Origin of the sequence: Salmonella sp. SAL04162 (genome assembly GCF_046551535.1) — a bacterium.
Classification (GTDB): Bacteria; Pseudomonadota; Gammaproteobacteria; order Enterobacterales; family Enterobacteriaceae; genus Salmonella; species Salmonella enterica.
This window is the reverse complement of record NZ_JBGDVX010000016.1, coordinates 1-23,708: the sequence shown is the minus strand read 5'-3', so window position 1 is coordinate 23,708 and position 23,708 is coordinate 1. Positions and strand designations below refer to the sequence as shown.

General features: G+C 52.1%; 21 protein-coding genes. 17 read left to right on the top strand and 4 right to left on the bottom strand.

Features of this window, described 5'->3' with window-relative positions; translation table 11 throughout:
* Positions 1 to 289 precede the first annotated feature (289 nt).
* Entirely contained in the window at positions 290 to 1,633 is a 1,344-nt protein-coding gene (locus tag ACLJRH_RS23165; protein ID WP_000017946.1) for an anaerobic sulfatase maturase, read from the top strand.
* A 79-nt stretch (positions 1,634 to 1,712) separates the two neighbouring features.
* Here ACLJRH_RS23165 and ACLJRH_RS23160 read toward each other — a convergent pair whose 3' ends face one another.
* The gene (locus tag ACLJRH_RS23160) at positions 1,713 to 2,525 is read right to left on the bottom strand and encodes a dienelactone hydrolase family protein (RefSeq protein WP_000213959.1); all 813 of its coding nucleotides are present in this window, start codon (positions 2,523 to 2,525) and stop codon (positions 1,713 to 1,715) included.
* A gap of 258 nt (positions 2,526 to 2,783) precedes the next feature.
* Here ACLJRH_RS23160 and udp point away from each other — a divergent pair, with 258 nt between their 5' ends.
* The 9 genes from udp to tatD all read left to right on the top strand — a co-directional run bounded on the left by udp (position 2,784) and on the right by tatD (position 10,837).
* The gene (gene udp, locus ACLJRH_RS23155) at positions 2,784 to 3,545 is read left to right on the top strand and encodes a uridine phosphorylase (protein WP_000045169.1); all 762 of its coding nucleotides are present in this window, start codon (positions 2,784 to 2,786) and stop codon (positions 3,543 to 3,545) included.
* A 139-nt stretch (positions 3,546 to 3,684) separates the two neighbouring features.
* A complete protein-coding gene (gene rmuC / locus ACLJRH_RS23150) occupies positions 3,685 to 5,115 on the top strand; it encodes a DNA recombination protein RmuC (RefSeq protein WP_000355562.1) in 1,431 nt (476 codons plus the stop codon).
* Positions 5,116 to 5,210: 95 nt separating this feature from the next.
* The gene (gene ubiE / locus ACLJRH_RS23145; protein ID WP_000229009.1) at positions 5,211 to 5,966 is read left to right on the top strand and encodes a bifunctional demethylmenaquinone methyltransferase/2-methoxy-6-polyprenyl-1,4-benzoquinol methylase UbiE; all 756 of its coding nucleotides are present in this window, start codon (positions 5,211 to 5,213) and stop codon (positions 5,964 to 5,966) included.
* Between the two features lie 9 nt (positions 5,967 to 5,975).
* Positions 5,976 to 6,581: a ubiquinone biosynthesis protein UbiJ gene (gene ubiJ, locus ACLJRH_RS23140; protein ID WP_001116092.1), complete on the top strand. Its 606-nt coding sequence runs from the start codon at positions 5,976 to 5,978 to the stop codon at positions 6,579 to 6,581.
* Positions 6,578 to 8,218: a ubiquinone biosynthesis regulatory protein kinase UbiB gene (gene ubiB, locus ACLJRH_RS23135; RefSeq protein WP_000187559.1), complete on the top strand. Its 1,641-nt coding sequence runs from the start codon at positions 6,578 to 6,580 to the stop codon at positions 8,216 to 8,218. Before ubiJ ends, ubiB begins: the two co-directional genes overlap by 4 nt.
* 206 nt (positions 8,219 to 8,424) lie before the next feature.
* Entirely contained in the window at positions 8,425 to 8,679 is a 255-nt protein-coding gene (gene tatA / locus ACLJRH_RS23130) for a Sec-independent protein translocase subunit TatA (protein WP_000508972.1), read from the top strand.
* Positions 8,680 to 8,682: 3 nt separating this feature from the next.
* Positions 8,683 to 9,231, top strand: a complete 549-nt coding sequence (gene tatB / locus ACLJRH_RS23125) for a Sec-independent protein translocase protein TatB (RefSeq protein ID WP_023137096.1) — start codon at positions 8,683 to 8,685, stop codon at positions 9,229 to 9,231.
* A gap of 2 nt (positions 9,232 to 9,233) precedes the next feature.
* Positions 9,234 to 10,013 (top strand): Sec-independent protein translocase subunit TatC, encoded by a 780-nt coding sequence (gene tatC, locus ACLJRH_RS23120; protein WP_000257554.1) that lies wholly within the window; start codon positions 9,234 to 9,236, stop codon positions 10,011 to 10,013.
* 41 nt (positions 10,014 to 10,054) lie between these two features.
* Positions 10,055 to 10,837 (top strand): 3'-5' ssDNA/RNA exonuclease TatD, encoded by a 783-nt coding sequence (gene tatD, locus ACLJRH_RS23115; protein ID WP_000459642.1) that lies wholly within the window; start codon positions 10,055 to 10,057, stop codon positions 10,835 to 10,837.
* Positions 10,838 to 10,844: 7 nt separating this feature from the next.
* Here the strand turns inward: tatD and rfaH are convergent, their stop codons facing one another.
* Entirely contained in the window at positions 10,845 to 11,333 is a 489-nt protein-coding gene (rfaH, locus tag ACLJRH_RS23110) for a transcription/translation regulatory transformer protein RfaH (RefSeq protein WP_001192410.1), read from the bottom strand.
* A 185-nt stretch (positions 11,334 to 11,518) separates the two neighbouring features.
* Between rfaH and ubiD the strand changes: the two genes are divergently transcribed.
* From ubiD to ACLJRH_RS23095, 3 genes are all read left to right on the top strand, one after another.
* Positions 11,519 to 12,997, top strand: coding sequence for a 4-hydroxy-3-polyprenylbenzoate decarboxylase (ubiD, locus tag ACLJRH_RS23105; RefSeq protein ID WP_000339760.1), 1,479 nt, complete (start codon positions 11,519 to 11,521; stop codon positions 12,995 to 12,997).
* Between the two features lie 85 nt (positions 12,998 to 13,082).
* Positions 13,083 to 13,784 (top strand): NAD(P)H-flavin reductase, encoded by a 702-nt coding sequence (gene fre / locus ACLJRH_RS23100; protein ID WP_023137095.1) that lies wholly within the window; start codon positions 13,083 to 13,085, stop codon positions 13,782 to 13,784.
* Positions 13,785 to 14,037: 253 nt separating this feature from the next.
* Positions 14,038 to 15,861 carry an aryl-sulfate sulfotransferase gene (locus ACLJRH_RS23095; RefSeq protein WP_000669888.1) on the top strand — a complete coding sequence of 608 codons (1,824 nt, stop codon included), beginning with the start codon at positions 14,038 to 14,040 and terminating at the stop codon, positions 15,859 to 15,861.
* A gap of 196 nt (positions 15,862 to 16,057) precedes the next feature.
* Here the strand turns inward: ACLJRH_RS23095 and fadA are convergent, their stop codons facing one another.
* Positions 16,058 to 17,221 (bottom strand): acetyl-CoA C-acyltransferase FadA, encoded by a 1,164-nt coding sequence (gene fadA, locus ACLJRH_RS23090; RefSeq protein WP_000438778.1) that lies wholly within the window; start codon positions 17,219 to 17,221, stop codon positions 16,058 to 16,060.
* Positions 17,222 to 17,230: 9 nt separating this feature from the next.
* Complete coding sequence (gene fadB / locus ACLJRH_RS23085) at positions 17,231 to 19,420, bottom strand: fatty acid oxidation complex subunit alpha FadB (protein ID WP_023137094.1); 2,190 nt, start codon at positions 19,418 to 19,420, stop codon at positions 17,231 to 17,233.
* A gap of 189 nt (positions 19,421 to 19,609) precedes the next feature.
* Between fadB and pepQ the strand changes: the two genes are divergently transcribed.
* Genes pepQ through hemG form a run of 4 tightly spaced genes read left to right on the top strand, consistent with a single transcriptional unit; the run spans position 19,610 to position 23,602 of the window.
* A complete protein-coding gene (gene pepQ / locus ACLJRH_RS23080) occupies positions 19,610 to 20,941 on the top strand; it encodes a Xaa-Pro dipeptidase (protein WP_023137093.1) in 1,332 nt (443 codons plus the stop codon).
* Positions 20,941 to 21,555 (top strand): IMPACT family protein, encoded by a 615-nt coding sequence (locus ACLJRH_RS23075; RefSeq protein ID WP_000378897.1) that lies wholly within the window; start codon positions 20,941 to 20,943, stop codon positions 21,553 to 21,555. Before pepQ ends, ACLJRH_RS23075 begins: the two co-directional genes overlap by 1 nt.
* Before the next feature lie 38 nt (positions 21,556 to 21,593).
* Positions 21,594 to 23,045, top strand: a complete 1,452-nt coding sequence (gene trkH, locus ACLJRH_RS23070) for a Trk system potassium transporter TrkH (protein WP_000545688.1) — start codon at positions 21,594 to 21,596, stop codon at positions 23,043 to 23,045.
* Positions 23,046 to 23,056: 11 nt separating this feature from the next.
* A complete protein-coding gene (gene hemG / locus ACLJRH_RS23065; RefSeq protein WP_000853983.1) occupies positions 23,057 to 23,602 on the top strand; it encodes a menaquinone-dependent protoporphyrinogen IX dehydrogenase in 546 nt (181 codons plus the stop codon).
* Positions 23,603 to 23,708 lie beyond the last annotated feature (106 nt).

Sequence of the window (23,708 nt, the reverse complement as noted above, 5' to 3'; positions counted from 1 at the left end):
TTTTGACGGGTAGCGCCCGTGTCTGACCTGATTAACAGCGCCTCTTTCTTCTCATTTCCCTTTTTCTTATTTTCCGCGCTGTCTTTTTCAGGATCTGGCTATTTGGCGATCTTGATAATAAAAAGGTTCTCCGTATGAATAACAATCAGGCGGATAGTGTCCCCGGAAGCAGCGCGGCGGATTTTATTGCCTCGCAGATCGTTTTTCCTGTCATGATCGCCCAGCGCTCTCATAGCACAAAACGAGGTTTTCCATTCTGTTATGTTCCCTGGCGACGGTAAACGTCGCATTGTCTCATGGCGCTGGTGAACCTTATTTTTTAACGGAGATGTCTGACATGGCGGTAGCAGGTTGTCACGTAATGGCCAAACCCGGCGGCGCGATCTGCAATATTGATTGCACATATTGCTTCTATCTTGAAAAAGAGGCGCTGTACCCGGAACGCAATAAAAACTGGCGGATGTCGGACGAGACGCTGGAACAGTTTATACGCCAGCATATTGCCGCGCAGAGTGGCGACCGCATTGACTTTGCCTGGCAGGGCGGCGAACCGACCATGATGGGGCTACCGTTTTTCCGTCGGGTTGTCGCATTATGTGAAAAGTACGGCGATGGGCGAAAAATCACTCATGCGTTGCAGACGAACGGCATCCTGGTGAATGACGAGTGGGCGCGCTTTTTCGCTGAACAGCATTTTCTCATCGGTCTCTCTATCGACGGCCCGGCGTCGTTACACAACCACTATCGGCTTAATCGCGCTGGAAAAGGAACTCATGAACAGGTCGTCGCAGCAATGGCGCGGCTTAAAGCGCACCATGTCGACTTTAATACCTTAACCGTCGTGGGAAAACATAACGTCGGTCATGCAGCAGACGTCTACGAATTTCTTCTGGCGGCGGGATCGCGTTTTATTCAGTTTATCCCGCTGGTGGAGCGAATGAGCACCGATAACTCATCGGTACTTAATCTGGTGATGCCCGGCGAAAGCGCGGCGACGCTGGCGCCATGGACGGTACCGTCGTGGCAATATGGCGAATTTCTCAACCAGATCTTTGATATCTGGGTTCGTCGCGACGTAGACCGCGTCTATGTGCAGATGTTTGACGTGGCGTTAGCCGCCTGGACGGCGCAGAAGCCGATACTGTGTGTGCATTCCGAGACTTGTGGACATGCCTTCGCGTTGGAGTCGAACGGCGATCTCTACAACTGCGACCACTTTGTCTACCCGGAGCATCTGCTGGGGAATATCCACCAGCACAGCATCAAAACCTTAAATAATAGCGAGCGGGCTATTGCGTTTGGCGAGGCCAAGCGGGAGACCCTGACCGCCGATTGTCGTCGCTGTGACTACCGCTTTGCGTGTCATGGCGGCTGTCCGAAGCATCGCTTTGCCGTCTCGCCGTCCGGTCATCCTGCGCATAATTACTTGTGTGCGGGCTATAAGCATTTTTTCCAGCACGTTACGCCGTATATGAATGTCTGGCGGGAGCTGCTGGCGCAAGGCTATCCGATGGCATCGATCATGCGCTGGCTGGCGCAGGACGCGCGTAAAGATACAGGAGCCGTCAGTCGTAACCATCTCTGTCCCTGCGGCAGCGGCAAAAAATATAAAAAATGCTGTGGTAAAGCATAGCTAACGTGGCGATGACGCTTTGTTGAGCCTACACCGACTCCGGTCTCGTAGGCCCAACAAACATCGTAATGCGCTGTGGTTAGCCTTTTTTCCCACCGTACTGCGCGAACCATTCCAGCATTCTTTGCCAACCGTCTTTCGCTGAGGCTTCGTGGTAGCCCGGACGATAATCGGCATTAAACGCGTGCCCTGCATCGGGATAGACCACGATTTCCGCCTTCGCATTAGCGGCGCGTAGCGCCTGGCGCATGGTTTCCACGCTCTCCTGTGGAATACTGGTATCCTGTCCGCCGTATAAACCCAGTACCGGCGCGTTAAGATCGGTGGCGATATCAACGGGATGCTTCGGCGAATTGAGTGACGTGTCGCCCACCAGCTTGCCGTACCACGCTACCGCCGCTTTTAACTGTGGGTTGTGCGCGGCGTACAGCCAGGTAATTCGGCCTCCCCAACAAAAACCGGTGATCATCAGCCGATGCGCATCCCCGCCGTTGCGCGAAGCCCAACTGGCGACGTGATCCAGGTCGGCAAGGACTTGCGAATCGGGTACTTTAGCCACCAGCCCGCTCAATAATGTGGGTATATCGGCGAAATCATTGGGGTCGCCTTCGCGGAAATAGAGTTCCGGCGCGATAGCGAGATAGCCTTCCAGCGCCAGTCGTCGGCAAATATCGCGAATGTGTTCATGTACGCCAAAAATTTCCTGTACCACAATGACCACAGGCAGCGCGCCGTCGCTCGCTTTTGGTCTGGCGTAATAGGCTGGCATATCGTCGCCCTGAGAGGGAATCGACGTTATCCCCGCGCTAATGGCCCCATCAGGCGTATGAATCATCGTAGGGGCAAGTGGGGAGGCTGCAGGTGCAAAGCCGGATGGATGTGTCGTTGTCATGGTATTCTCCGTACCCTTAAAAAATAGCGCAATCTTAACTATAGACAGTGTGTAACAAACCACATTGCCTTAAAGCGGCTATCTTTTGTGCAATGCCTGGCGATATTGATTATTTATTGTGATGTGCATCACTTTTTAATGGTAAACGAGTGCAATTGTTTTACACCATAGTGATGGCTGTCACGAAAATATCTTTATGCCTTAGGTAAAGTGTCTTTTTGCTTCTTCTGACAAACCCGATTCACAGAGGAGTTTTATATGTCCAAGTCTGATGTTTTTCATCTCGGCCTCACCAAAAACGATTTACAAGGGGCCCAGCTCGCCATCGTCCCTGGCGATCCTGAGCGTGTGGAAAAGATCGCCGCGCTGATGGATAAGCCGGTTAAGCTGGCATCTCACCGCGAATTCACCTCCTGGCGCGCTGAGCTGGATGGCAAAGCAGTTATCGTTTGCTCTACCGGTATCGGCGGCCCGTCTACTTCTATTGCCGTGGAAGAACTGGCGCAACTGGGTATTCGTACCTTCTTGCGTATCGGCACCACGGGGGCTATTCAGCCGCACATCAACGTCGGCGACGTTCTGGTAACGACCGCATCCGTACGTCTGGATGGGGCGAGCCTGCATTTTGCGCCGATGGAATTCCCGGCGGTTGCCGACTTTGCCTGCACCACCGCGCTGGTTGAAGCCGCGAAATCGATTGGCGCCACGACTCACGTTGGCGTAACCGCCTCTTCCGACACTTTCTATCCGGGTCAGGAACGTTACGACACCTATTCTGGCCGCGTTGTTCGTCGCTTCAAAGGTTCTATGGAAGAGTGGCAGGCGATGGGCGTGATGAACTACGAAATGGAATCCGCTACGCTGTTAACCATGTGCGCAAGCCAGGGTTTACGCGCAGGTATGGTGGCGGGCGTTATCGTTAACCGTACCCAACAAGAGATTCCGAATGCGGAAACGATGAAACAAACTGAAAGCCACGCGGTGAAAATCGTCGTGGAAGCGGCCCGTCGTCTGCTGTAATTCTCCTCTCTTTTGCAAAGGCCGACGCGTTCGGCCTTTTCTTTTTGCGTGGCGCCTCGCAGGAAATTCCTTTTAAACTGGACGTTTATACAGCACAATTCTATTTTGTGCAGGACAGTGTGGTTCCAGGAGAGGTGTTGTGGATATTACTCTTATGATAAGCGCCGTCGTGGCGCTGGCGGCTGGGGCGGTGATTGGCTGGCTGGCGACGAAAGCGCACGCCGATCAAATCCGCGCCGATCTTATCGAAGAACGGCGTGAGCTGGATATCGAACTTAGCGCGGCCCGGCAGCAATTAGCGCAAGAAGCGCACTGGCGTAGTGAATGCGAGTTACTTAATAACGAACTGCGTAGCCTGCACAGTATCAATACCTCTCTGGAAGCCGATCTGCGTGAAGTCACGACCCGTCTGGAAGCGACTCAACAACACGCGGAAGACAAAATCCGTCAGATGATCAACAGCGAACAGCGTTTAAGCGAGCAGTTTGAAAATCTGGCGAACCGTATCTTTGAACACAGTAATCGTCGCGTAGACGAACAAAACCGACAAAGCCTGAATAGCCTGCTAACGCCGCTGCGTGAGCAACTGGACGGTTTTCGCCGCCAGGTTCAGGAGAGTTTTGGCAAAGAAGCGCAGGAGCGGCATACGCTGGCGCACGAAATTCGTAATTTGCAGCAGCTTAACGCGCAAATGGCGCAGGAAGCGATCAACCTGACGCGCGCCCTGAAAGGGGACAATAAGGCGCAAGGAAACTGGGGCGAAGTTGTGCTGGCGCGGGTGCTGGAGGCATCCGGACTGCGTGAAGGCTACGAATACGAAACCCAGGTCAGTATTGAGAACGATGCGCGCTCGCGGATGCAGCCGGATGTCATCGTCCGCTTGCCGCAGGGCAAAGATGTGGTCATCGACGCTAAAATGACGTTGGTCGCCTACGAGCGTTACTTTAACGCTGAAGATGACTACACGCGCGAGGCCGCTTTACAAGAGCACATCGCCTCGGTGCGCAATCATATTCGCTTACTGGGGCGTAAAGACTACCAGCAGCTTCCCGGCCTCCGCTCGCTGGACTATGTTCTGATGTTTATCCCCGTAGAACCCGCTTTCCTGCTGGCGTTAGATAAACAGCCCGAACTGATAACCGAGGCGCTAAAAAATAACATTATGCTGGTAAGCCCCACGACGCTGCTGGTGGCGTTACGGACAATCGCCAACCTGTGGCGCTATGAACACCAGAGCCGCAATGCGCAGCACATCGCAGACAGAGCCAGTAAGCTCTACGATAAAATGCGGTTGTTCGTTGATGATATGTCAGCGATCGGTCAGAGTCTGGATAAAGCGCAGGATAACTACCGCCAGGCGATGAAAAAACTTGCGTCGGGGCGTGGCAACGTTTTGGCGCAGGCAGAGGCCTTCCGGGGGCTAGGCGTGGAAATCAAACGCGAGATTAATCCGGATTTAGCGGAACAGGCCGTTACGCAAGATGAAGAATATCGTTTACGATCGATCCCTGAAGGGCGGCAGGATGAACATTATCCCAATGATGAACGGGTGAAGCAGCAGTTAAGTTAACCCATACGGAGTAGTTTAGTCCTGGCGCAGAGTAGGGCAAATTGGCCCAATCTGTTACACTTCTTGAACATTTTTATCGATAAGCAGGCACTGAGATGGTGGAAGATTCACAAGAAACGACGCACTTTGGCTTTCAGACCGTCGCTAAAGAGCAGAAAGCTGACATGGTGGCCCACGTTTTTCATTCTGTGGCGTCAAAATACGATGTGATGAATGATTTAATGTCATTTGGCATTCATCGTTTGTGGAAGCGCTTCACCATTGATTGCAGTGGCGTGCGTCGTGGACAAACCGTTCTCGATTTAGCGGGCGGTACGGGCGATCTTACCGCGAAATTTTCACGTATGGTCGGGGAAACTGGCAAAGTTATCCTGGCGGATATTAATGATTCTATGCTCAAAATGGGGCGTGAGAAGCTGCGTAATATCGGCGTGATCGGCAACGTAGAGTATGTGCAGGCGAATGCCGAAGCTCTGCCTTTCCCTGATAATACGTTTGATTGCATTACCATTTCGTTTGGTTTGCGCAATGTAACGGAAAAAGAAAAAGCGCTGCGGTCAATGTTCCGTGTGTTGAAACCCGGCGGACGTTTACTGGTGCTTGAATTTTCCAAGCCTATCATTGAGCCGCTGAGTAAAGCGTATGACGCCTATTCTTTCCATATTTTACCGCGTATTGGCTCGATGGTCGCAAACGATGCGGATAGCTATCGGTATCTCGCGGAATCCATCCGTATGCATCCCGATCAGGATACCTTAAAAGCCATGATGCAGGACGCCGGATTTGAGAGCGTGGATTATTACAATCTGACGGCGGGCGTTGTGGCATTGCACCGTGGTTATAAATTCTAGGAGGGTGGAATGCCTTTTAAACCCTTAGTGACCGCAGGAATTGAAGGTCTCCTCAATACGTTTCTGTATCGTTCGCCGGCGCTGAAATCAGCCAGAACGCGATTACAGGGAAAAGTACTGTGTGTGAAGCTAAAGGGATTTTCGACGCCATTAGTCCTGGTATTCAGCGAACGCCAGGTTGATGTGCTGGGGGCATGGGAAGGCGAAGCGGACTGTACGGTAATCACTCAAGCTAGCGTTTTGCCAAAACTACGCGATCGTCAGCAGTTGGCCGCGCTTATTCGCAGCGGCGAACTGGAAGTGCAGGGCGATATTCAGGTCGTGCAAAATTTTGTGGCGCTCGCCGATCTCGCCGAATTCGATCCTGCGGAGCTGTTGGCGCCATACACGGGTGATATTGCGGCGGAAAGTATCGGTAAGGTCGTGCGTGGCGGGGCTAAATTCCTGCGCCACGGGTTTCAACGCCAGCAGCGTTATGCCGCTGAAGCGATCACTGAAGAGTGGCGTATGGCGCCTGGCCCGCTGGAAGTCGCATGGTTTGCCGAAGAAACCGCGGCTGTTGAGCGCGCCGTAGATGCTCTGACCACACGGCTGGAAAAACTGGAGGCCAAATGACGCCAGGTGAAGTACGGCGCCTATATTTCATCATCCGCACGTTTTTAAGCTACGGCCTTGATGAACTCATCCCCCGAATGCGTCTTACACTGCCACTCCGATTATGGCGCTATTCGCTGTTCTGGATGCCAAACCGGCATAAAGATAAATTGCTGGGTGAACGATTAAGACTGGCGTTGCAAGAGCTGGGACCGGTCTGGATCAAATTTGGTCAGATGCTCTCCACACGCCGTGACCTGTTCCCGCCGCAAATCGCCGATCAGCTCGCTTTGCTCCAGGATAAAGTCGCGCCATTCGATGGTCGGCTGGCGAAAGCCCAGATTGAAGAGGCGATGGGGGGGCTACCTGTCGAAGCCTGGTTTGACGACTTTGATATCCAGCCTTTAGCGTCGGCGTCAATCGCCCAGGTACATACCGCGCGATTGAAATCAAACGGTAAAGAAGTGGTTATTAAGGTCATTCGCCCGGATATTTTGCCGGTAATTCAGGCAGACCTGAAACTGATTTATCGCCTTGCTCGCTGGGTACCACGCCTGTTGCCGGATGGACGTCGTCTGCGCCCGACGGAAGTGGTGCGTGAGTATGAGAAAACGCTGATCGATGAGCTGAATCTGCTGCGGGAATCGGCCAACGCGATTCAGTTACGCCGCAATTTTGAAAATAGTCCCATGCTGTATATCCCGGAGGTGTACTCCGATTACTGTAGCCAGAACATGATGGTGATGGAGCGGATATACGGCATTCCGGTTTCGGATGTGGCGGCGCTGGAAAAGAACGGCACCAACATGAAACTGCTGGCGGAACGCGGGGTTAAAGTTTTCTTCACCCAGGTTTTCCGCGACAGCTTTTTCCATGCGGACATGCATCCGGGAAATATTTTTGTCAGCCATGAACACCCTGAAAATCCGCAATATATCGGCATTGACTGTGGTATCGTCGGGTCGCTAAACAAAGAAGATAAGCGCTATCTGGCAGAAAACTTTATCGCGTTTTTTAACCGCGATTACCGAAAGGTGGCGGAGCTGCATGTCGATTCAGGTTGGGTTCCGCCAGATACCAACGTTGAAGATTTTGAGTTTGCCATCCGCACCGTCTGTGAACCTATCTTTGAAAAGCCGCTCGCGGAAATCTCGTTTGGTCATGTGTTGTTAAACCTTTTCAATACAGCGCGTCGATTTAACATGGAAGTCCAGCCGCAACTGGTGTTGTTGCAGAAAACATTATTGTATGTTGAAGGGGTTGGGCGGCAACTTTATCCTCAGCTTGATTTGTGGAAAACGGCGAAGCCGTTTCTTGAGTCCTGGATCAAAGATCAGGTGGGTATTCCGGCTCTCACGCGGGCTCTTAAAGAAAAAGCGCCGTTCTGGGTCGAAAAAATGCCAGAAATACCTGAACTGGTGTACGACAGTTTGCGCCAGGGCAAATATTTACAGCACAGTGTTGATAAGATTGCGCGCGAGTTACAGGTAAACCATGTGCGCCAAAGTCAGTCTCGTTATTTATTGGGAATTGGCGCAACGCTGTTACTGAGCGGGTCATTCTTACTCGTCAACCGCCCTGAATGGGGATTGATGCCTGGCTGGCTCATGGTCGGCGGCGTAGTTGTCTGGCTGGTTGGCTGGCGTAAAACTCGTTGAGATTTTTTTATCGCTCAACGCCGGTTGTGTCACGCAGGTACATATTATCACTCGAGGCAGTACTCAGGCCGCAAGTCAATGTCGTCCCGGTCGTATGTAAAAGTATGTGAATAGGGCGGGCGAAAGCGGTTAACAAAGAGGCAGCGCGAAGGATAATGTGTATAATGCGGCCCTAATAATTCATCATCTATCACAGAGGAACATGTATGGGTGGTATCAGTATTTGGCAGTTGTTGATTGTTGCCGTTATCGTCGTACTGCTGTTCGGCACCAAAAAACTCGGTTCCATCGGTTCCGATCTTGGCGCGTCTATCAAAGGCTTTAAAAAGGCCATGAGCGATGATGATGCCAAACAGGATAAAACCAGTCAGGACGCTGATTTTACCGCTAAATCTATCGCGGATAAGCAAGGCGAAGCGAAAAAGGAAGACGCTAAAAGCCAAGATAAAGAGCAGGTATAATCCGTGTTTGATATCGGTTTTAGCGAACTGCTGTTAGTGTTCGTTATCGGCCTCATTGTGTTGGGGCCGCAACGATTGCCAGTAGCGGTAAAAACGGTAGCGGGCTGGATTCGCGCGTTGCGATCCCTTGCGACAACGGTTCAGAATGAACTGACTCAGGAACTGAAACTTCAGGAGTTCCAGGACAGTCTGAAAAAAGTCGAAAAGGCGAGCCTGGAAAATCTGACTCCCGAACTGAAAGCATCTATGGATGAACTGCGTCAGGCGGCGGAGTCGATGAAACGCACCTACAGCGCTAACGATCCCGAACAAGCGAGCGATGAAGCGCATACCATCCATAATCCGGTGGTAAAAGGGAACGAAACGCAGCATGAGGGCGCCACCCCTGCCGCCGCTGAAACACAGGTGAGCGCGCCGGAACAAAAGCCGGAGCCCGTTAAAGATAACGTGCCTGAGTCGACGGAAACCGCTTCCGTAGCCACGATAGACGCCGAGAAGAAATCCGCTGCGCCTGTTGTCGAATCTTCCCCCTCGTCGAGTGATAAACCGTAAACATGGCTGTAGAAGATACTCAACCGCTTATCACGCATCTGATCGAGTTGCGTAAGCGCCTGCTAAACTGCATCGTCGCAGTACTTCTGATTTTTCTGGCGTTAATTTATTTCGCCAATGATATTTATCATTTAGTCGCCGCACCGCTGATTAAACAGATGCCGCAAGGGGCGACAATGATTGCGACGGATGTGGCGTCGCCGTTTTTTACGCCTATTAAACTCACCTTCATGGTGTCTTTGATCTTATCCGCGCCTGTCATTTTGTACCAGGTTTGGGCCTTTATCGCCCCGGCGCTGTATAAGCATGAGCGTCGTCTGGTCGTACCGCTGCTGGTATCCAGCTCGCTGCTTTTCTACATTGGTATGGCCTTCGCCTATTTTGTCGTATTCCCTTTGGCCTTTGGTTTCCTGACGCATACGGCGCCGGAAGGGGTACAGGTTTCGACAGATATCGCCAGCTATCTTAGCTTTGTTATGGCGCTTTTTATGGCCTTTGGCGTAGCCTTTGAAGTGCCGGTGGCGATTGTGTTGCTGTGCTGGATGGGCATCACCACGCCAGAAGATTTGCGTAAAAAACGGCCTTATATCCTGGTCGGGGCATTCATTGTGGGAATGCTGCTTACGCCGCCAGATGTTTTCTCGCAAACGTTGCTGGCGATACCGATGTACTGCCTGTTTGAAATTGGCGTTTTCTGCTCACGCTTTTATGTCGGTAAGCGACGGACGCGCGACGAAGATAACGAGGCCGAAACCGAAAAGGCCGAGCACACTGAAGACTAAACACAACCGCCCGCCAGGGCGGTTGTCATATGGGGGCAAGCATGTTTGATATTGGCGTTAATTTAACCAGTAGCCAGTTTGCAAAAGATCGTGATGATGTGGTCGCCCGTGCGTTTGCGGCGGGAGTAAAAGGTATGCTACTGACCGGAACGAACATCCATGAAAGTCAGCAGGCGTTAAAATTGGCGCGGCGCTACCCCCATTGTTGGTCGACGGCTGGCGTCCATCCCCATGACAGCAGTCAGTGGTCATCCGCGTCTGAAGACGCCATTATTGCGCTGGCGAACCAGCCGGAAGTCGTCGCTATCGGTGAGTGCGGGCTGGATTTCAATCGCAATTTTTCCACGCCACAGGAGCAGGAGCGTGCTTTTCAGGCGCAGCTACAAATTGCCGCCGAATTGCAGATGCCAATCTTTATGCACTGCCGGGACGCGCATGAGCGATTTCTGGCATTGCTTGATCCCTGGCTGGATAGTCTTCCTGGTGCAATACTGCACTGCTTTACTGGTTCACGCCAGCAAATGCAGGCCTGTGTGGACAGAGGGCTCTATATCGGTATTACCGGGTGGGTTTGCGACGAACGACGCGGACTTGAGCTACGTGAACTCTTACCGTTTATTCCAGCGGAAAAGCTACTGATAGAAACCGACGCGCCGTATCTGTTGCCTCGCGATCTTACGCCGAAACCAACGTCACGACGCAACGAGCCCGCGTATCTGCCTCACATCCTGGAGCGCATTGCGCTATGGCGTGGTGAAGATCCGCAATGGTTAGCGGCGATGACAGATGCCAACGCCAGAACCTTATTTGAGGTCGTATTCTGAACGATCGCTAAATCTTGCGAAAACCGGTGTTTTTTACGCTCTGCTTCACTTCTTTATTGAGTAAATTAAGCAGTAACATCGAACGCGTTTCGCCATCCGGTTCGGTAAAAATCGCTTTCAGCCCTTCAAATGCGCCTTCCGTGATGATGACGCTATCGCCGGGATAGGGGGTTTCAGGATCGACAACGCCTTCGGGCTTGTAGATAGAAAGCTGATGAATAACGCTGGAAGGCACGATCGCAGGATGCGCGCCAAAGCGCACAAAATGGCTGACGCCGCGCGTGGCGTTGATTGTAGTGGTATGTATCACTTCCGGATCAAATTCAACGAACAGATAATTAGGAAAGAGCGGTTCGCTGACGGAGGTACGTTTTCCGCGTACCATTTTTTCCAGGGTGATCATCGGTGTCAGGCAACTTACCGCTTGTCTTTCGAGGTGTTCCTGAGCACGCTGAAGTTGCCCGCGTTTGCAGTACAGTAAATACCAGGATTGCATAATGACTCTTATCCGCTTGTTCGGGGCGCAAGCATAGCAAAAGCCATGCGCGAAGTTAATTATACACTTCATCCTTTAAGCCGTATCTGGATTAGCGTTGGTTGCCAGAGTTCACGCTAATTTAACAAAAATACAGCATCCCGATGATGAACGCCGTATAATGATGCGCTTACCAAGAGGCTACAATGGACGCCATGAAATATCACGATTTACGCGACTTCCTGACGCTACTTGAGCAGCAAGGGGAACTAAAACGCATCACGCTACCTGTGGATCCTCATCTGGAAATCACGGAAATCGCTGACCGCACGCTGCGTGCCGGTGGACCGGCGTTGCTGTTTGAAAATCCTAAAGGCTACGCCATGCCGGTGCTGTGCAACCTTTTTGGCACGCCAAAACGCGTGGCGATGGGCATGGGGCAGGATGATGTTTCCGCATTACGGGAAGTGGGTAAATTATTAGCGTTTCTGAAAGAACCTGAGCCGCCGAAAGGCTTTCGCGATCTGTTTGACAAGCTGCCGCAGTTTAAGCAAGTGCTGAATATGCCGACGAAACGGTTACGCGGCGCGCCTTGCCAGCAGAAAATCGCGTCTGGCGATGATGTCGATTTAACGCGTCTTCCTGTCATGACCTGTTGGCCGGACGATGCCGCGCCGCTGATTACCTGGGGACTGACGGTAACGCGTGGTCCGCACAAAGAGCGGCAAAACCTGGGCATTTATCGTCAGCAGTTGATAGGTAAAAATAAGCTGATTATGCGCTGGCTGTCTCACCGCGGCGGCGCGTTGGATTTTCAGGAGTGGTTAGCCGCGCGTCCGGGTGAACGTTTCCCGGTCTCCGTCGCATTGGGCGCCGATCCGGCGACGATACTTGGCGCCGTGACTCCTGTTCCCGATACTCTGTCGGAGTATGCCTTTGCGGGCCTGCTGCGCGGCACGAAAACTGAAGTGGTTAAATGCCTTTCTAACGATCTGGAAGTGCCTGCCAGCGCCGAGATTATCCTTGAAGGTTACATTGAGCCGGGAGAGATGGCGCCGGAAGGACCGTATGGCGATCATACGGGCTATTATAATGAAGTGGATAACTTTCCGGTCTTTACCGTCACGCATATTACGCAGCGTGAGGATGCCATCTATCACTCCACCTATACCGGGCGTCCGCCCGATGAGCCTGCGGTATTAGGGGTGGCGCTCAATGAAGTCTTCGTGCCTATTCTGCAAAAACAGTTTCCGGAAATCGTCGACTTTTATCTGCCGCCGGAAGGGTGTTCTTACCGCCTGGCGGTAGTGACGATGAAAAAGCAGTACGCTGGTCATGCGAAACGCGTCATGATGGGCGTCTGGTCGTTTTTGCGCCAGTTTATGTATACGAAATTTGTTATCGTTTGCGATGATGACGTTAACGCACGCGACTGGAATGATGTGATCTGGGCGATTACCACCCGTATGGACCCTGCGCGGGATACGGTGCTGGTTGAAAATACGCCGATTGACTACCTGGATTTTGCCTCGCCGGTCTCCGGGCTGGGTTCAAAAATGGGGCTGGATGCCACAAACAAATGGCCGGGCGAAACCCAACGCGAGTGGGGTCGTCCTATTGTTAAAGATCCTGAAGTTACCGCGCGTATTGATGCGATTTGGGATGAGCTGGCTATCTTTAAATAACTGAAAGCGGACATCGACATTTCAGGCTGCGGCGACTCGGCTTGAAAAATGTCGGTATTGACCCGACACCCGACAGAGGGAGCGCATGACAACCTTAAGCTGTAAAGTGACCTCGGTAGAAGCTATCACCGATACTGTATATCGGGTTCGTTTAGTGCCGGACGCGGCGTTTTCATTCCGCGCTGGTCAGTATTTGATGGTCGTAATGGACGAGCGTGACAAACGCCCGTTTTCAATGGCCTCAACGCCGGACGAGAAAGGGTTTATTGAATTACACATTGGCGCTTCCGAGCTCAATTTGTATGCGATGGCGGTCATGGATCGGATTCTAAAAGACCGGGAAATCGTCGTCGATATTCCGCATGGCGACGCCTGGCTACGTGATGATGAAGAGCGTCCGTTGATTCTGATCGCGGGCGGTACGGGCTTTTCTTATGTGCGCTCCATCCTGTTGACGGCGTTAGCGTGCAACCCGAACCGCGATGTTACTATTTACTGGGGCGGCCGCGAAGAAAAGCACCTCTATGATCTCTCTGAGCTGGAAGCACTCTCTGTTAACCATCCGAATTTGCGTATTGAACCTGTTGTTGAGCAGCCGGAAGAAGGCTGGCGTGGACGTACAGGAACGGTACTTACGGCGGTATTGCAGGATTATGGTACGCTGGCGGGGCACGATATTTATATTGCCGGACGTTTTGAGATGGCGAAAATCGCCCGCGATCTGTTCTGTCATGAGCGTAACGCGCGGGAAGATCGTCTGTTTGGCGATGCGTTCGCATTTATTTAACTATTCTATGGGACGCAGTAGCGTCCCTTTTTACGTTAGCCTACCTAAAAGTCCTCTTAAATATTAATTAATCGTCAACTATAAAACCTTATGATATTGAATATCTACAGGCTTTGTATTGCGTGTAATAAATTAAGTAATATTATGTCCTGAGGCTATCAATAAAAATAGTTAATTATATATGCTTCATTTATTTTTATAAAAGAAACATAAAATGGAAAGTTAGTTATTTATTTATAAGATGGAGAGTGTTATGAAATTTAAATATGCTTTAACTTCTCTCGCATTATCTGTTGCAATTTTGTCATCAGTACCTTCTACTGCTTTCGCCATCGGCGGCGCCAGCGGCGCTAAAGTGGACTATCAGGTCCAGGGAAAAATTGGCGAAGTTGTTATGAACCCCTATGATATCGCGCCGCTAACCGCCGTTATTCGTAATGGCGGTTACCAGTTACGTGACGTGCATGTACGGATTGTACCCAAAGAAAATGGCCAGGAGATCGCGTATAAAGTTAATAATAAATACCTTTTAACGTATGGCGGTATTCCCGTCTTTGGTCTTTACCCAGATTATGTCAATACCGTTGAAGTTGAATATACAAGAATCCAGGGTAGTAAAACCGAAAATATAAAAGAAAGCTATAAAATGTATGCACCGCCTGCCTATATTGAATCAGCGGGTACAAAAGAAGAACAATCAGCACTCTTTACTATCGATGTTAAAAAGGTTTCCCCAGAATTTAAAGATCGCTTGTATCTTTTGAATAATACGAAAGATAAGTCTGGGAATGGAACGCGTACTGTCTGGAACAACCCTACTGGGGGTGCATTAGAATGGAACTTCACTACAGCTAACGCTATTATCGACACCTCCGGTGATATTCGTTGGTTTATGAATCCAAGTTCAATTTATGATTTAAAGTCAATTTATCGTGCTGGCGTTATGATGGGCTTTAAACAAAACCAGGATGGCGCACTATCGTGGGGCTACGGTCAGCGTTATGTGAAATACGATATCATGGGGCGTGAAATCTTCAACCGCCGCCTGCCGGATAATTATAACGATTTTTCACACTCAATGGATAACGCGGCCAACGGTCACTACTTCCTGCGTGTAGCCAGCTCTAACTATAAACGTCCTGATGGGAAAAATGTTCGTACCGTGCGTGATGTGATTGCCGAAGTTGATCAGAACGGCGTGGTAGTGGATGAATGGCGTCTGTTTGATATCCTCGATCCTTATCGTGATGTGATAATGAAAACCCTCGATCAGGGTGCAGTGTGCCTGAATATCGACGCCAGCCAGTCCGGCCATACGTTGAGCGAAGAAGATCTGGCAGCGCTGGACTCCTCCGACAAATTCGGGGATATCGTGGGTAGTGGGGCTGGCCGCAACTGGGCGCATGTCAACAGCGTCGACTATGACAGTGAAGATGATTCCATCATCATCAGCTCCCGCCACCAGAGTGCGATTATCAAAATCGGCCGCGATAAGAAAGTGAAGTGGATACTGGGTACGCCTGCTGGCTGGAAAGCGCCATTTAATGCCGCAATTCTGACGCCTGTGGATAGCAAAGGCCAAAAAATCGCCTGCCAGGACAGTGGCTGCGAGGGTGACTTCGACTGGACATGGACGCAACATACGGCCTTTAAAATTGATAGTAAGAGTAAAGGCGATATCTTATACCTTTCCGCTTTCGACAATGGCGATGGCCGCGGCTTAGAACAGCCTGCTATGCAGAGTATGAAATACAGCCGCTCCGTGATTTACAAAATCGACCAGAAAAACAAGACCGTCCAACAGATCTGGCAATACGGTAAAGAGCGCGGGAACGAGTGGTTTAGCCCGGTAACCTCTATCACCGAGTACCAGACTGACAAGAATTCTGTGTTCGTGTATTCCGCAACAGCAGGTGGTGCGTTTGATTTGTCGGTAGGCGCATTTACCAGCTTGCCTAATCCGTATCTGGAAGAGTTCAAATGGGGAGAAAAAGAGCCTGTGGTCGAAATGCAAATACATGGTGCGCGTGGATATCAGGCTATGCCATTTAGCCTGACCAAAGCGCTTACTGAGTAGAGCGGGCCATACGGTGAAAAAACCCGCCCCTGACGGGCGGGAAAAACGGCAACTAAACTGTTTCCCGTCATAATTCGCGCAGCCTCTTTGTTGGCTGCCTTTGCTCACCCCGGGCACATAGTTATCTATGTTCCCGGGGATTCGCTCAGTTGCCGCTGCGCTGCAATGCGAGTTATTTAGGGGATATTATCTTTGATTAAACCCGCTCAAACACCGTGGCGATGCCCTGACCCAGACCAATACACATCGTCGCCAGACCAAACTGCGCGTCTTTGCGCTCCATCAGGTTGATAAGCGTGGTGCTGATACGTGCTCCGGAGCAGCCGAGCGGATGACCAAGCGCGATCGCGCCGCCGTTGAGGTTGATCTTCTCGTCTATCTGCTCCATCAATCCCAGATCCTTAATGCATGGCAGGATCTGTGCGGCAAACGCTTCGTTCATCTCAAACACATCGATATCGCTGGCCGACAGTCCCGCTTTTTTCAACGCCAGTTTTGACGCCGGAACCGGCCCGTAACCCATAATTGACGGATCACAACCAACCACTGCCATTGAACGAATACGGGCGCGAGGTTTCAGACCCAGCTCACGGGCACGACTTTCGCTCATTACCAGCATGGCAGCTGCGCCATCGGAAAGCGCGGATGAGGTGCCCGCCGTGACCGTGCCACTAACCGGATCAAATGCCGGACGCAGTGTTGATAGCGCTTCGACCGTGGTTTCCGGGCGGATCACTTCATCGTAGTTAAACTGCTTCAACACGCCGTCTGCATCATGACCGCCAGTCGGGATAATCTCCGTTTTGAATGCGCCAGACTGGGTGGCGGCCCAGGCGCGAGCGTGAGAACGCGCGGCGAACTGGTCCTGCATTTCCCGGCTAATGCCGTGCAGGCGGGAGAGCATTTCCGCCGTTAGCCCCATCATCCCTGCCGCTTTGGCGACGTTGCGACTCAGACCCGGGTGAAAATCCACACCGTGACTCATCGGCACGTGCCCCATATGCTCCACGCCGCCAACCAGACAAACCTGCGCATCGCCGGTCATGATCATTCGCGCTGCATCGTGTAACGCCTGCATCGAGGAACCACACAGACGGTTGACGGTGACCGCCGGTACCGAATGGGGAATTTCTGCCAGCAGCGCGGCGTTACGGGCAATGTTGAAGCCTTGCTCCAGCGTTTGTTGTACGCAGCCCCAGTAAATATCATCGAGGGTCGCCGCTGTAAGCGACGGATTACGCGCCAGCAGGCTACGCATTAAGTGGGCGGAGAGATCTTCTGCCCGCACGTTGCGAAACGCGCCGCCCTTCGAACGGCCCATCGGGGTGCGAATAGCATCGACAATGACAACCTGTTCCATTGTGACTCCTTAAGCCGTTTTCAGAGAACCAACCGGACGGGCTGGTTCAACCGGGGGATAATACGGTTCGTTATGGCGCGCTTTATTACGCAGCCCTTCCGGCACTTCATACAGCGGGCCGAGGTGTTGATACTGCTGCGCCATATCAAGATATTTCGCGCTGCCCTGTGTATCCAGCCAGCGGAATGCGCCGCCGTGGAACGGAGGGAAGCCCAGGCCGTAGACCAGCGCCATATCGGCTTCCGCCGGGCTTGCGATAATGCCTTCTTCCAGACAGCGAACCACTTCGTTAATCATCGGGATCATCATACGGGCGATTATCTCGTCGTCGCTGAAGTCGCGTTTCGGCTGGCTGACGCTTGCCAGCAGGTCATCCACCGCGGCATCTTCTTCTTTCTTCGGCTTACCCTTGTTGTCTTCTTTATAGCGCCAGAAGCCCAGACCGTTTTTTTGCCCAAAACGGCTGGCGTCAAACAATGCGTCGATCGCGTCGCGATACTCTTTCTGCATCCGTTGCGGGAAGCCTGCCGCCATTACCGCCTGCGCGTGATGCGCGGTATCAATGCCGACAACATCCAGCAGATAGGCCGGGCCCATCGGCCAGCCGAACTGTTTTTCCATCACTTTATCGACTTTGCGGAAATCCGCGCCGTCGCGCAGCAGTTGACTGAAACCGGCGAAATAGGGGAACAGCACGCGGTTAACAAAGAAGCCGGGGCAGTCGTTGACTACAATCGGCGTCTTGCCCATTTTGCTTGCCCAGGCGACGACTTTGGCAATGGTTTCGTCTGAACTCTTCTCACCGCGGATGATTTCAACCAGCGGCATCCGGTGTACCGGGTTGAAGAAGTGCATTCCGCAAAAGTTTTCCGGACGTTCCAGGGCGCTTGCCAGTTCGCCAATCGGGATGGTAGAGGTATTTGAGGCCAGCACGGTTTCCGGGCGCACTTTCTGCTCGGTTTCCGCCAGTACCGCTTTTTTGACTTTCGGATTTTCGACCACCGCTTCGACAACAACATCTACGCGATCGAAACCGGCATAATCGAGAGTCGGGTGGATGGTCGAAATGACGCCCGCCAGCTTCAGACCGTCGATCTTGCCGCGCTCCAGCTGTTTGTTCAGCAGCTTGGCCGCTTCGGTCATGCCGAGGTTCAACGATTTATCGTTGATATCTTTCATGATGACCGGTACGCCTTTCCAGGCCGACTGGTAAGCGATACCGCCGCCCATAATGCCCGCGCCCAGTACGGCTGCCTGTTTCGGCGTCTCAATATCTTTGGTCAGCTTTTTGGCTTTACCTTTTACATATTGATCGTTGAGGAAGATACCGACCAGCGCACGAGCTTCATTGGTATGCGCCAGCGGAACAAAGCTTTTATTTTCCAGATTCAGCGCTTCTTCACGACCAAAACGCGCGGCGGCTTCAATGGTTTTCACTGCGGTCATCGGCGCCGGATAATGTTTACCCGCCGTTTGTGCGACCATGCCTTTAGCGATGGTAAAGCTCATCGCTGCTTCAATTTTGCTGAATTTCAACGGTTCCAGTTTCGGCTGGCGTTTAGCTCTCCAGTCGAGATCGCCGGTAATGGCCTGGCGTAACACCGCTATCGCGCCTTCAATTAGCTTCTCTTGTTTGACCACGCCGTCCACAAGGCCGATTTTCAGCGCGTGCTCAGCACCGACATCTTTACCTGCCGCGATAATCTCCAGCGCGCTGTCTGCGCCCAGCATACGCGGCAGACGAACGGAGCCGCCGAAACCCGGCATGATGCCCAGTTTAGTTTCCGGCAGACCGATGCGGAGGTCTGGCGTCGCCAGACGGTAATCGGTGGCCAGTACGCATTCGCACCCGCCCCCCAGCGCATAGCCGTTTACGGCGGCAAGGGTCGGTACGGGTAAATCTTCCAGACGGTTAAAGACGCTATTAGCGAAATGCAGCCATTGGCTTAACTGCTCTTCGGGGACGAGGAACAGTGAAAGAAATTCGGTGATGTCCGCGCCGACAATAAAGGCCGCTTTATTCGAGCGCAGCAGCAGCCCTTTTAAATCGTGTTGCTTTTCCAGCACCTCAAGCGCCTGGCCGAGGCTGGCGACGGTTGCGGTGTCGAGTTTATTGACCGAGCCTGGAGCATCGAACACCAGTTCGGCGATGCCATCTTCCAGCCAGTCGAGGTACAGGGTGTCGCCTTTATAAAGCATGTCAGTCTCCTGAATCCACAAGGTGATCTGGTCGTACCAGATGAAGCGAAGTGTGTATTTTGTGTTAATAAAATGCAAATAAATGATTAAAGAAATGCCGGTGTGATCACGCTCGGCAGAGATCACGCTCTCGTGGGGCGATGTGCTAAGATGCGGGAACTTGAGGTCAAAAAAACAGAAGGGTAAAAAATGGAATCACTGGCCGCGCTCTATAAAAATCATATTGTTACCTTACAAGAACGGACGCGCGATGTTCTGGCGCGCTTTAAGCTGGATGCGTTACTTATTCATTCCGGCGAGCTTTTCAACGTCTTTCTCGACGATCACCCTTATCCGTTTAAGGTCAATCCGCAGTTTAAAGCGTGGGTGCCGGTAACTCAGGTTCCAAATTGCTGGCTGTTGGTCGATGGCGTCAACAAACCCAAATTGTGGTTTTATCTGCCGGTCGATTACTGGCATAACGTTGAACCGCTGCCAACGTCCTTCTGGACAGAAGAAGTCGAGGTCGTCGCCTTACCGAAAGCGGATGGCATCGGCAGCCAGCTGCCTGCCGCGCGTGGCAATATCGGCTATATCGGCCCGGTTCCTGAGCGCGCGCTACAATTGGATATCGCCGCCAGCAACATCAACCCGAAAGGTGTTATCGACTATCTGCATTACTACCGCGCCTATAAAACGGATTATGAACTGGCCTGTATGCGCGAAGCGCAGAAAATGGCGGTGAGCGGTCATCGTGCGGCGGAAGAGGCCTTCCGTTCCGGCATGAGTGAGTTCGACATCAACCTGGCATACCTGACCGCCACGGGACATCGCGATACCGATGTTCCGTACAGCAACATTGTGGCGCTGAACGAACATGCCGCCGTGCTGCATTACACGAAACTGGATCATCAGGCACCGTCTGAAATGCGCAGTTTCCTGCTGGATGCGGGTGCGGAATACAACGGCTACGCGGCGGATCTGACGCGAACCTGGTCGGCGAAAAGCGATAACGACTACGCCCACCTGGTGAAAGATGTTAACGACGAACAGTTGGCGCTGATCGCTACCATGAAGGCGGGCGTCAGCTATGTGGATTATCATATTCAGTTCCATCAACGCATCGCGAAGCTGCTGCGTAAACATCAAATCATTACCGACATGAGTGAAGAGGCGATGGTGGAAAATGATCTCACCGGGCCGTTTATGCCGCACGGTATTGGTCATCCGTTGGGTCTGCAGGTACACGATGTGGCCGGGTTTATGCAGGATGATTCCGGTACGCATCTCGCCGCGCCGTCCAAATACCCGTATCTGCGCTGCACGCGTGTGTTACAGCCGCGAATGGTGTTGACCATAGAACCGGGGATTTACTTCATCGAATCGCTGTTAGCGCCGTGGCGCGAAGGGCCGTTCAGCAAGCACTTCAACTGGCAGAAAATTGAAGCGCTCAAGCCTTTCGGCGGTATTCGCATTGAAGATAACGTGGTCATCCACGAAAACAGCGTGGAAAACATGACGCGGGATTTAAAACTGGCGTAATGGACAGTTGGTTAATCCCTGCAGCGCCGGTCACCGTTGTTGAAGAGATCAAAAAAAGCCGCTTTATTACGCTATTGGCGCATACCGATGGCGTAGACGCGGCGAAAGCGTTTGTTGAGTCAGTCAGAGCTGAGCACCCTGATGCGCGCCACCATTGTGTGGCGTGGGTGGCGGGTGCGCCGGACGACTCACAGCAACTGGGCTTTTCAGACGACGGCGAACCGGCGGGAACGGCAGGCAAGCCGATGCTTGCGCAATTGATGGGCAGCGGCGTCGGAGAGATTACTGCCGTCGTCGTGCGCTACTATGGTGGTATTCTGCTGGGTACGGGCGGGCTGGTAAAAGCCTATGGTGGCGGTGTGAATCAGGCATTACGTCAGCTTGCCACACAACGCAAGACGCCATTAACCGAATATACTTTGCAGTGTGAGTACGGTCAGTTGGCCGGAATCGAAGCATTATTAGGACAGTTTGCCGGGAAGATCGTTTCCAGCGATTATCAGGCGTCTGTTCGGCTCAGGGTGGCGCTTCCTTTTGCTCATGTGAATGCATTTTCCACAAAACTGGCGGATTTTAGCCGTGGTTCATTGCAATTGTTAGCGATTGAAGAATAATCCCCACCTCATTTTTAAGAATAAAGGAAGCGGCAGAGATGCATTTTCGCGCCATTACCCGAATCGTTGGACTACTGGTTATCTTATTTTCGGGGACAATGATTCTCCCGGGACTGGTAGCGCTAATATATCGTGATGGCGCAGGAAGAGCGTTCACGCAGACCTTTTTTGTCGCGCTGGCGATCGGTTCCATACTGTGGTGGCCGAACCGTAGGGAAAAGGGCGAGCTGAAATCCCGCGAAGGATTTCTTATCGTGGTGCTGTTCTGGACCGTGCTGGGCAGCGTGGGTGCGCTGCCGTTTATTTTCTCGGAAAGCCCAAACCTCACCATTACCGATGCTTTTTTTGAATCGTTCTCCGGGTTAACCACCACGGGCGCCACTACGCTGGTGGGGCTGGATTCATTACCGCACGCCATTCTCTTTTATCGTCAGATGCTGCAATGGTTTGGCGGTATGGGGATCATTGTGCTGGCGGTGGCGATTCTCCCTATCCTCGGCGTCGGGGGGATGCAGCTCTATCGGGCAGAAATGCCGGGGCCGCTGAAAGATAACAAAATGCGCCCGCGTATTGCCGAGACGGCGAAAACGCTGTGGCTTATCTATGTCTTGCTAACAGTAGCCTGCGCGCTGGCGCTATGGTTTGCAGGGATGCCTGCGTTTGACGCTATCGGACACAGCTTCTCCACTATCGCTATCGGCGGCTTCTCAACGCATGACGCCAGCGTAGGCTATTTTGATAGTCCCACTATTAATACCATCATCGCTATTTTCCTGCTGATCTCCGGTTGTAACTATGGCCTGCATTTCTCTTTATTAAGCGGGCGTAGCCTGAAAGTATACTGGCGCGATCCGGAATTCCGCATGTTCATCGGCGTGCAGTTGACGCTGGTGGTGATCTGCACGCTGGTACTGTGGTTCCATAATATCTACGACTCGGCGCTGACAACGCTAAATCAGGCATTCTTCCAGGTTGTGTCTATGGCTACAACGGCAGGGTTTACCACGGACAGCATTGCGCGCTGGCCGCTGTTTTTGCCCGTCTTGCTGCTATGTTCCGCGTTTATTGGCGGTTGCGCCGGGTCAACGGGCGGGGGGTTAAAGGTCATCCGTATTCTGTTGTTGTTTAAACAGGGGAACCGCGAACTCAAACGTCTGGTGCATCCGAATGCCGTTTACAGTATTAAGCTGGGGAACCGGGCGCTGCCAGAACGTATTCTGGAAGCCGTCTGGGGATTCTTTTCTGCCTACGCGCTGGTATTTATCGTCAGTATGCTGGCTATTATCGCTACAGGCGTAGATGATTTCTCGGCTTTCGCCTCGGTAGTGGCTACGCTTAATAACCTGGGACCGGGGCTGGGGGTGGTTGCTGATAACTTCGCCAGTATGAATCCGGTTGCGAAATGGATACTCATCGCCAACATGCTATTTGGTCGTCTGGAAGTATTCACTTTGCTGGTACTTTTTACCCCGACTTTCTGGCGTGAATAATGGAGTAACACGTGAAAACATTGATTCTTTTCTCTACCCGGGACGGACAAACGCGCGAAATTGCCTCTTATCTGGCTTCTGAACTCAAAGAGATGGGGATCTGGGCCGATGTCGTTAATCTGCATCGCGCAGAAGAGCCGGACTGGGATAGCTATGATCGCGTAGTGATTGGCGCGTCTATTCGTTATGGTCATTACCACAGCGCCTTTCAGGAGTTTGTTAAGAAATATGCCACGCGGTTGAACGGAATGCCGAGTGCCTTTTATTCCGTTAACCTGGTGGCGCGTAAAGCTGAAAAACGGACGCCGCAGACTAACAGCTACGCGCGTAAGTTTTTAATGAGCTCTCCGTGGCGACCTGACTACTGTGCCGTCATTGCAGGCGCGCTTCGCTATCCCCGCTATCGCTGGTATGACCGTCTGATGATCAAGCTTATTATGAAGATGTCGGGCGGCGAAACGGATACCAGTAAAGAGGTGGTGTACACCGACTGGGAGCAGGTTACGCACTTTGCCCGTGAAATAGCCCATTTAACCAACAAATCGTCGGCAAAATAAACGCAAAGAATAAAAAGTGCGCACTCAGAAAATTATTTTAAATTTCCTCTTGTCAGGCAGAAATAACTCCCTATAATGCGCCACCACTGACACGGAACAACGGCAC

What these genes read in the sequence shown, in the direction of transcription:
- ACLJRH_RS23160 (WP_000213959.1), bottom strand. Translation starts at nt 2,525, where the DNA reads ATGACAACGACACATCCATCCGGCTTTGCACCTGCAGCCTCCCCACTT.
- udp (WP_000045169.1), top strand. Translation starts at nt 2,784, where the DNA reads ATGTCCAAGTCTGATGTTTTTCATCTCGGCCTCACCAAAAACGATTTA.
- ubiE (WP_000229009.1), top strand. Translation starts at nt 5,211, where the DNA reads ATGGTGGAAGATTCACAAGAAACGACGCACTTTGGCTTTCAGACCGTC.
- ubiJ (WP_001116092.1), top strand. Translation starts at nt 5,976, where the DNA reads ATGCCTTTTAAACCCTTAGTGACCGCAGGAATTGAAGGTCTCCTCAAT.
- ubiB (WP_000187559.1), top strand. Translation starts at nt 6,578, where the DNA reads ATGACGCCAGGTGAAGTACGGCGCCTATATTTCATCATCCGCACGTTT.
- tatA (WP_000508972.1), top strand. Translation starts at nt 8,425, where the DNA reads ATGGGTGGTATCAGTATTTGGCAGTTGTTGATTGTTGCCGTTATCGTC.
- tatC (WP_000257554.1), top strand. Translation starts at nt 9,234, where the DNA reads ATGGCTGTAGAAGATACTCAACCGCTTATCACGCATCTGATCGAGTTG.
- tatD (WP_000459642.1), top strand. Translation starts at nt 10,055, where the DNA reads ATGTTTGATATTGGCGTTAATTTAACCAGTAGCCAGTTTGCAAAAGAT.
- rfaH (WP_001192410.1), bottom strand. Translation starts at nt 11,333, where the DNA reads ATGCAATCCTGGTATTTACTGTACTGCAAACGCGGGCAACTTCAGCGT.
- ubiD (WP_000339760.1), top strand. Translation starts at nt 11,519, where the DNA reads ATGGACGCCATGAAATATCACGATTTACGCGACTTCCTGACGCTACTT.
- fre (WP_023137095.1), top strand. Translation starts at nt 13,083, where the DNA reads ATGACAACCTTAAGCTGTAAAGTGACCTCGGTAGAAGCTATCACCGAT.
- ACLJRH_RS23095 (WP_000669888.1), top strand. Translation starts at nt 14,038, where the DNA reads ATGAAATTTAAATATGCTTTAACTTCTCTCGCATTATCTGTTGCAATT.
- fadA (WP_000438778.1), bottom strand. Translation starts at nt 17,221, where the DNA reads ATGGAACAGGTTGTCATTGTCGATGCTATTCGCACCCCGATGGGCCGT.
- fadB (WP_023137094.1), bottom strand. Translation starts at nt 19,420, where the DNA reads ATGCTTTATAAAGGCGACACCCTGTACCTCGACTGGCTGGAAGATGGC.
- pepQ (WP_023137093.1), top strand. Translation starts at nt 19,610, where the DNA reads ATGGAATCACTGGCCGCGCTCTATAAAAATCATATTGTTACCTTACAA.
- ACLJRH_RS23075 (WP_000378897.1), top strand. Translation starts at nt 20,941, where the DNA reads ATGGACAGTTGGTTAATCCCTGCAGCGCCGGTCACCGTTGTTGAAGAG.
- trkH (WP_000545688.1), top strand. Translation starts at nt 21,594, where the DNA reads ATGCATTTTCGCGCCATTACCCGAATCGTTGGACTACTGGTTATCTTA.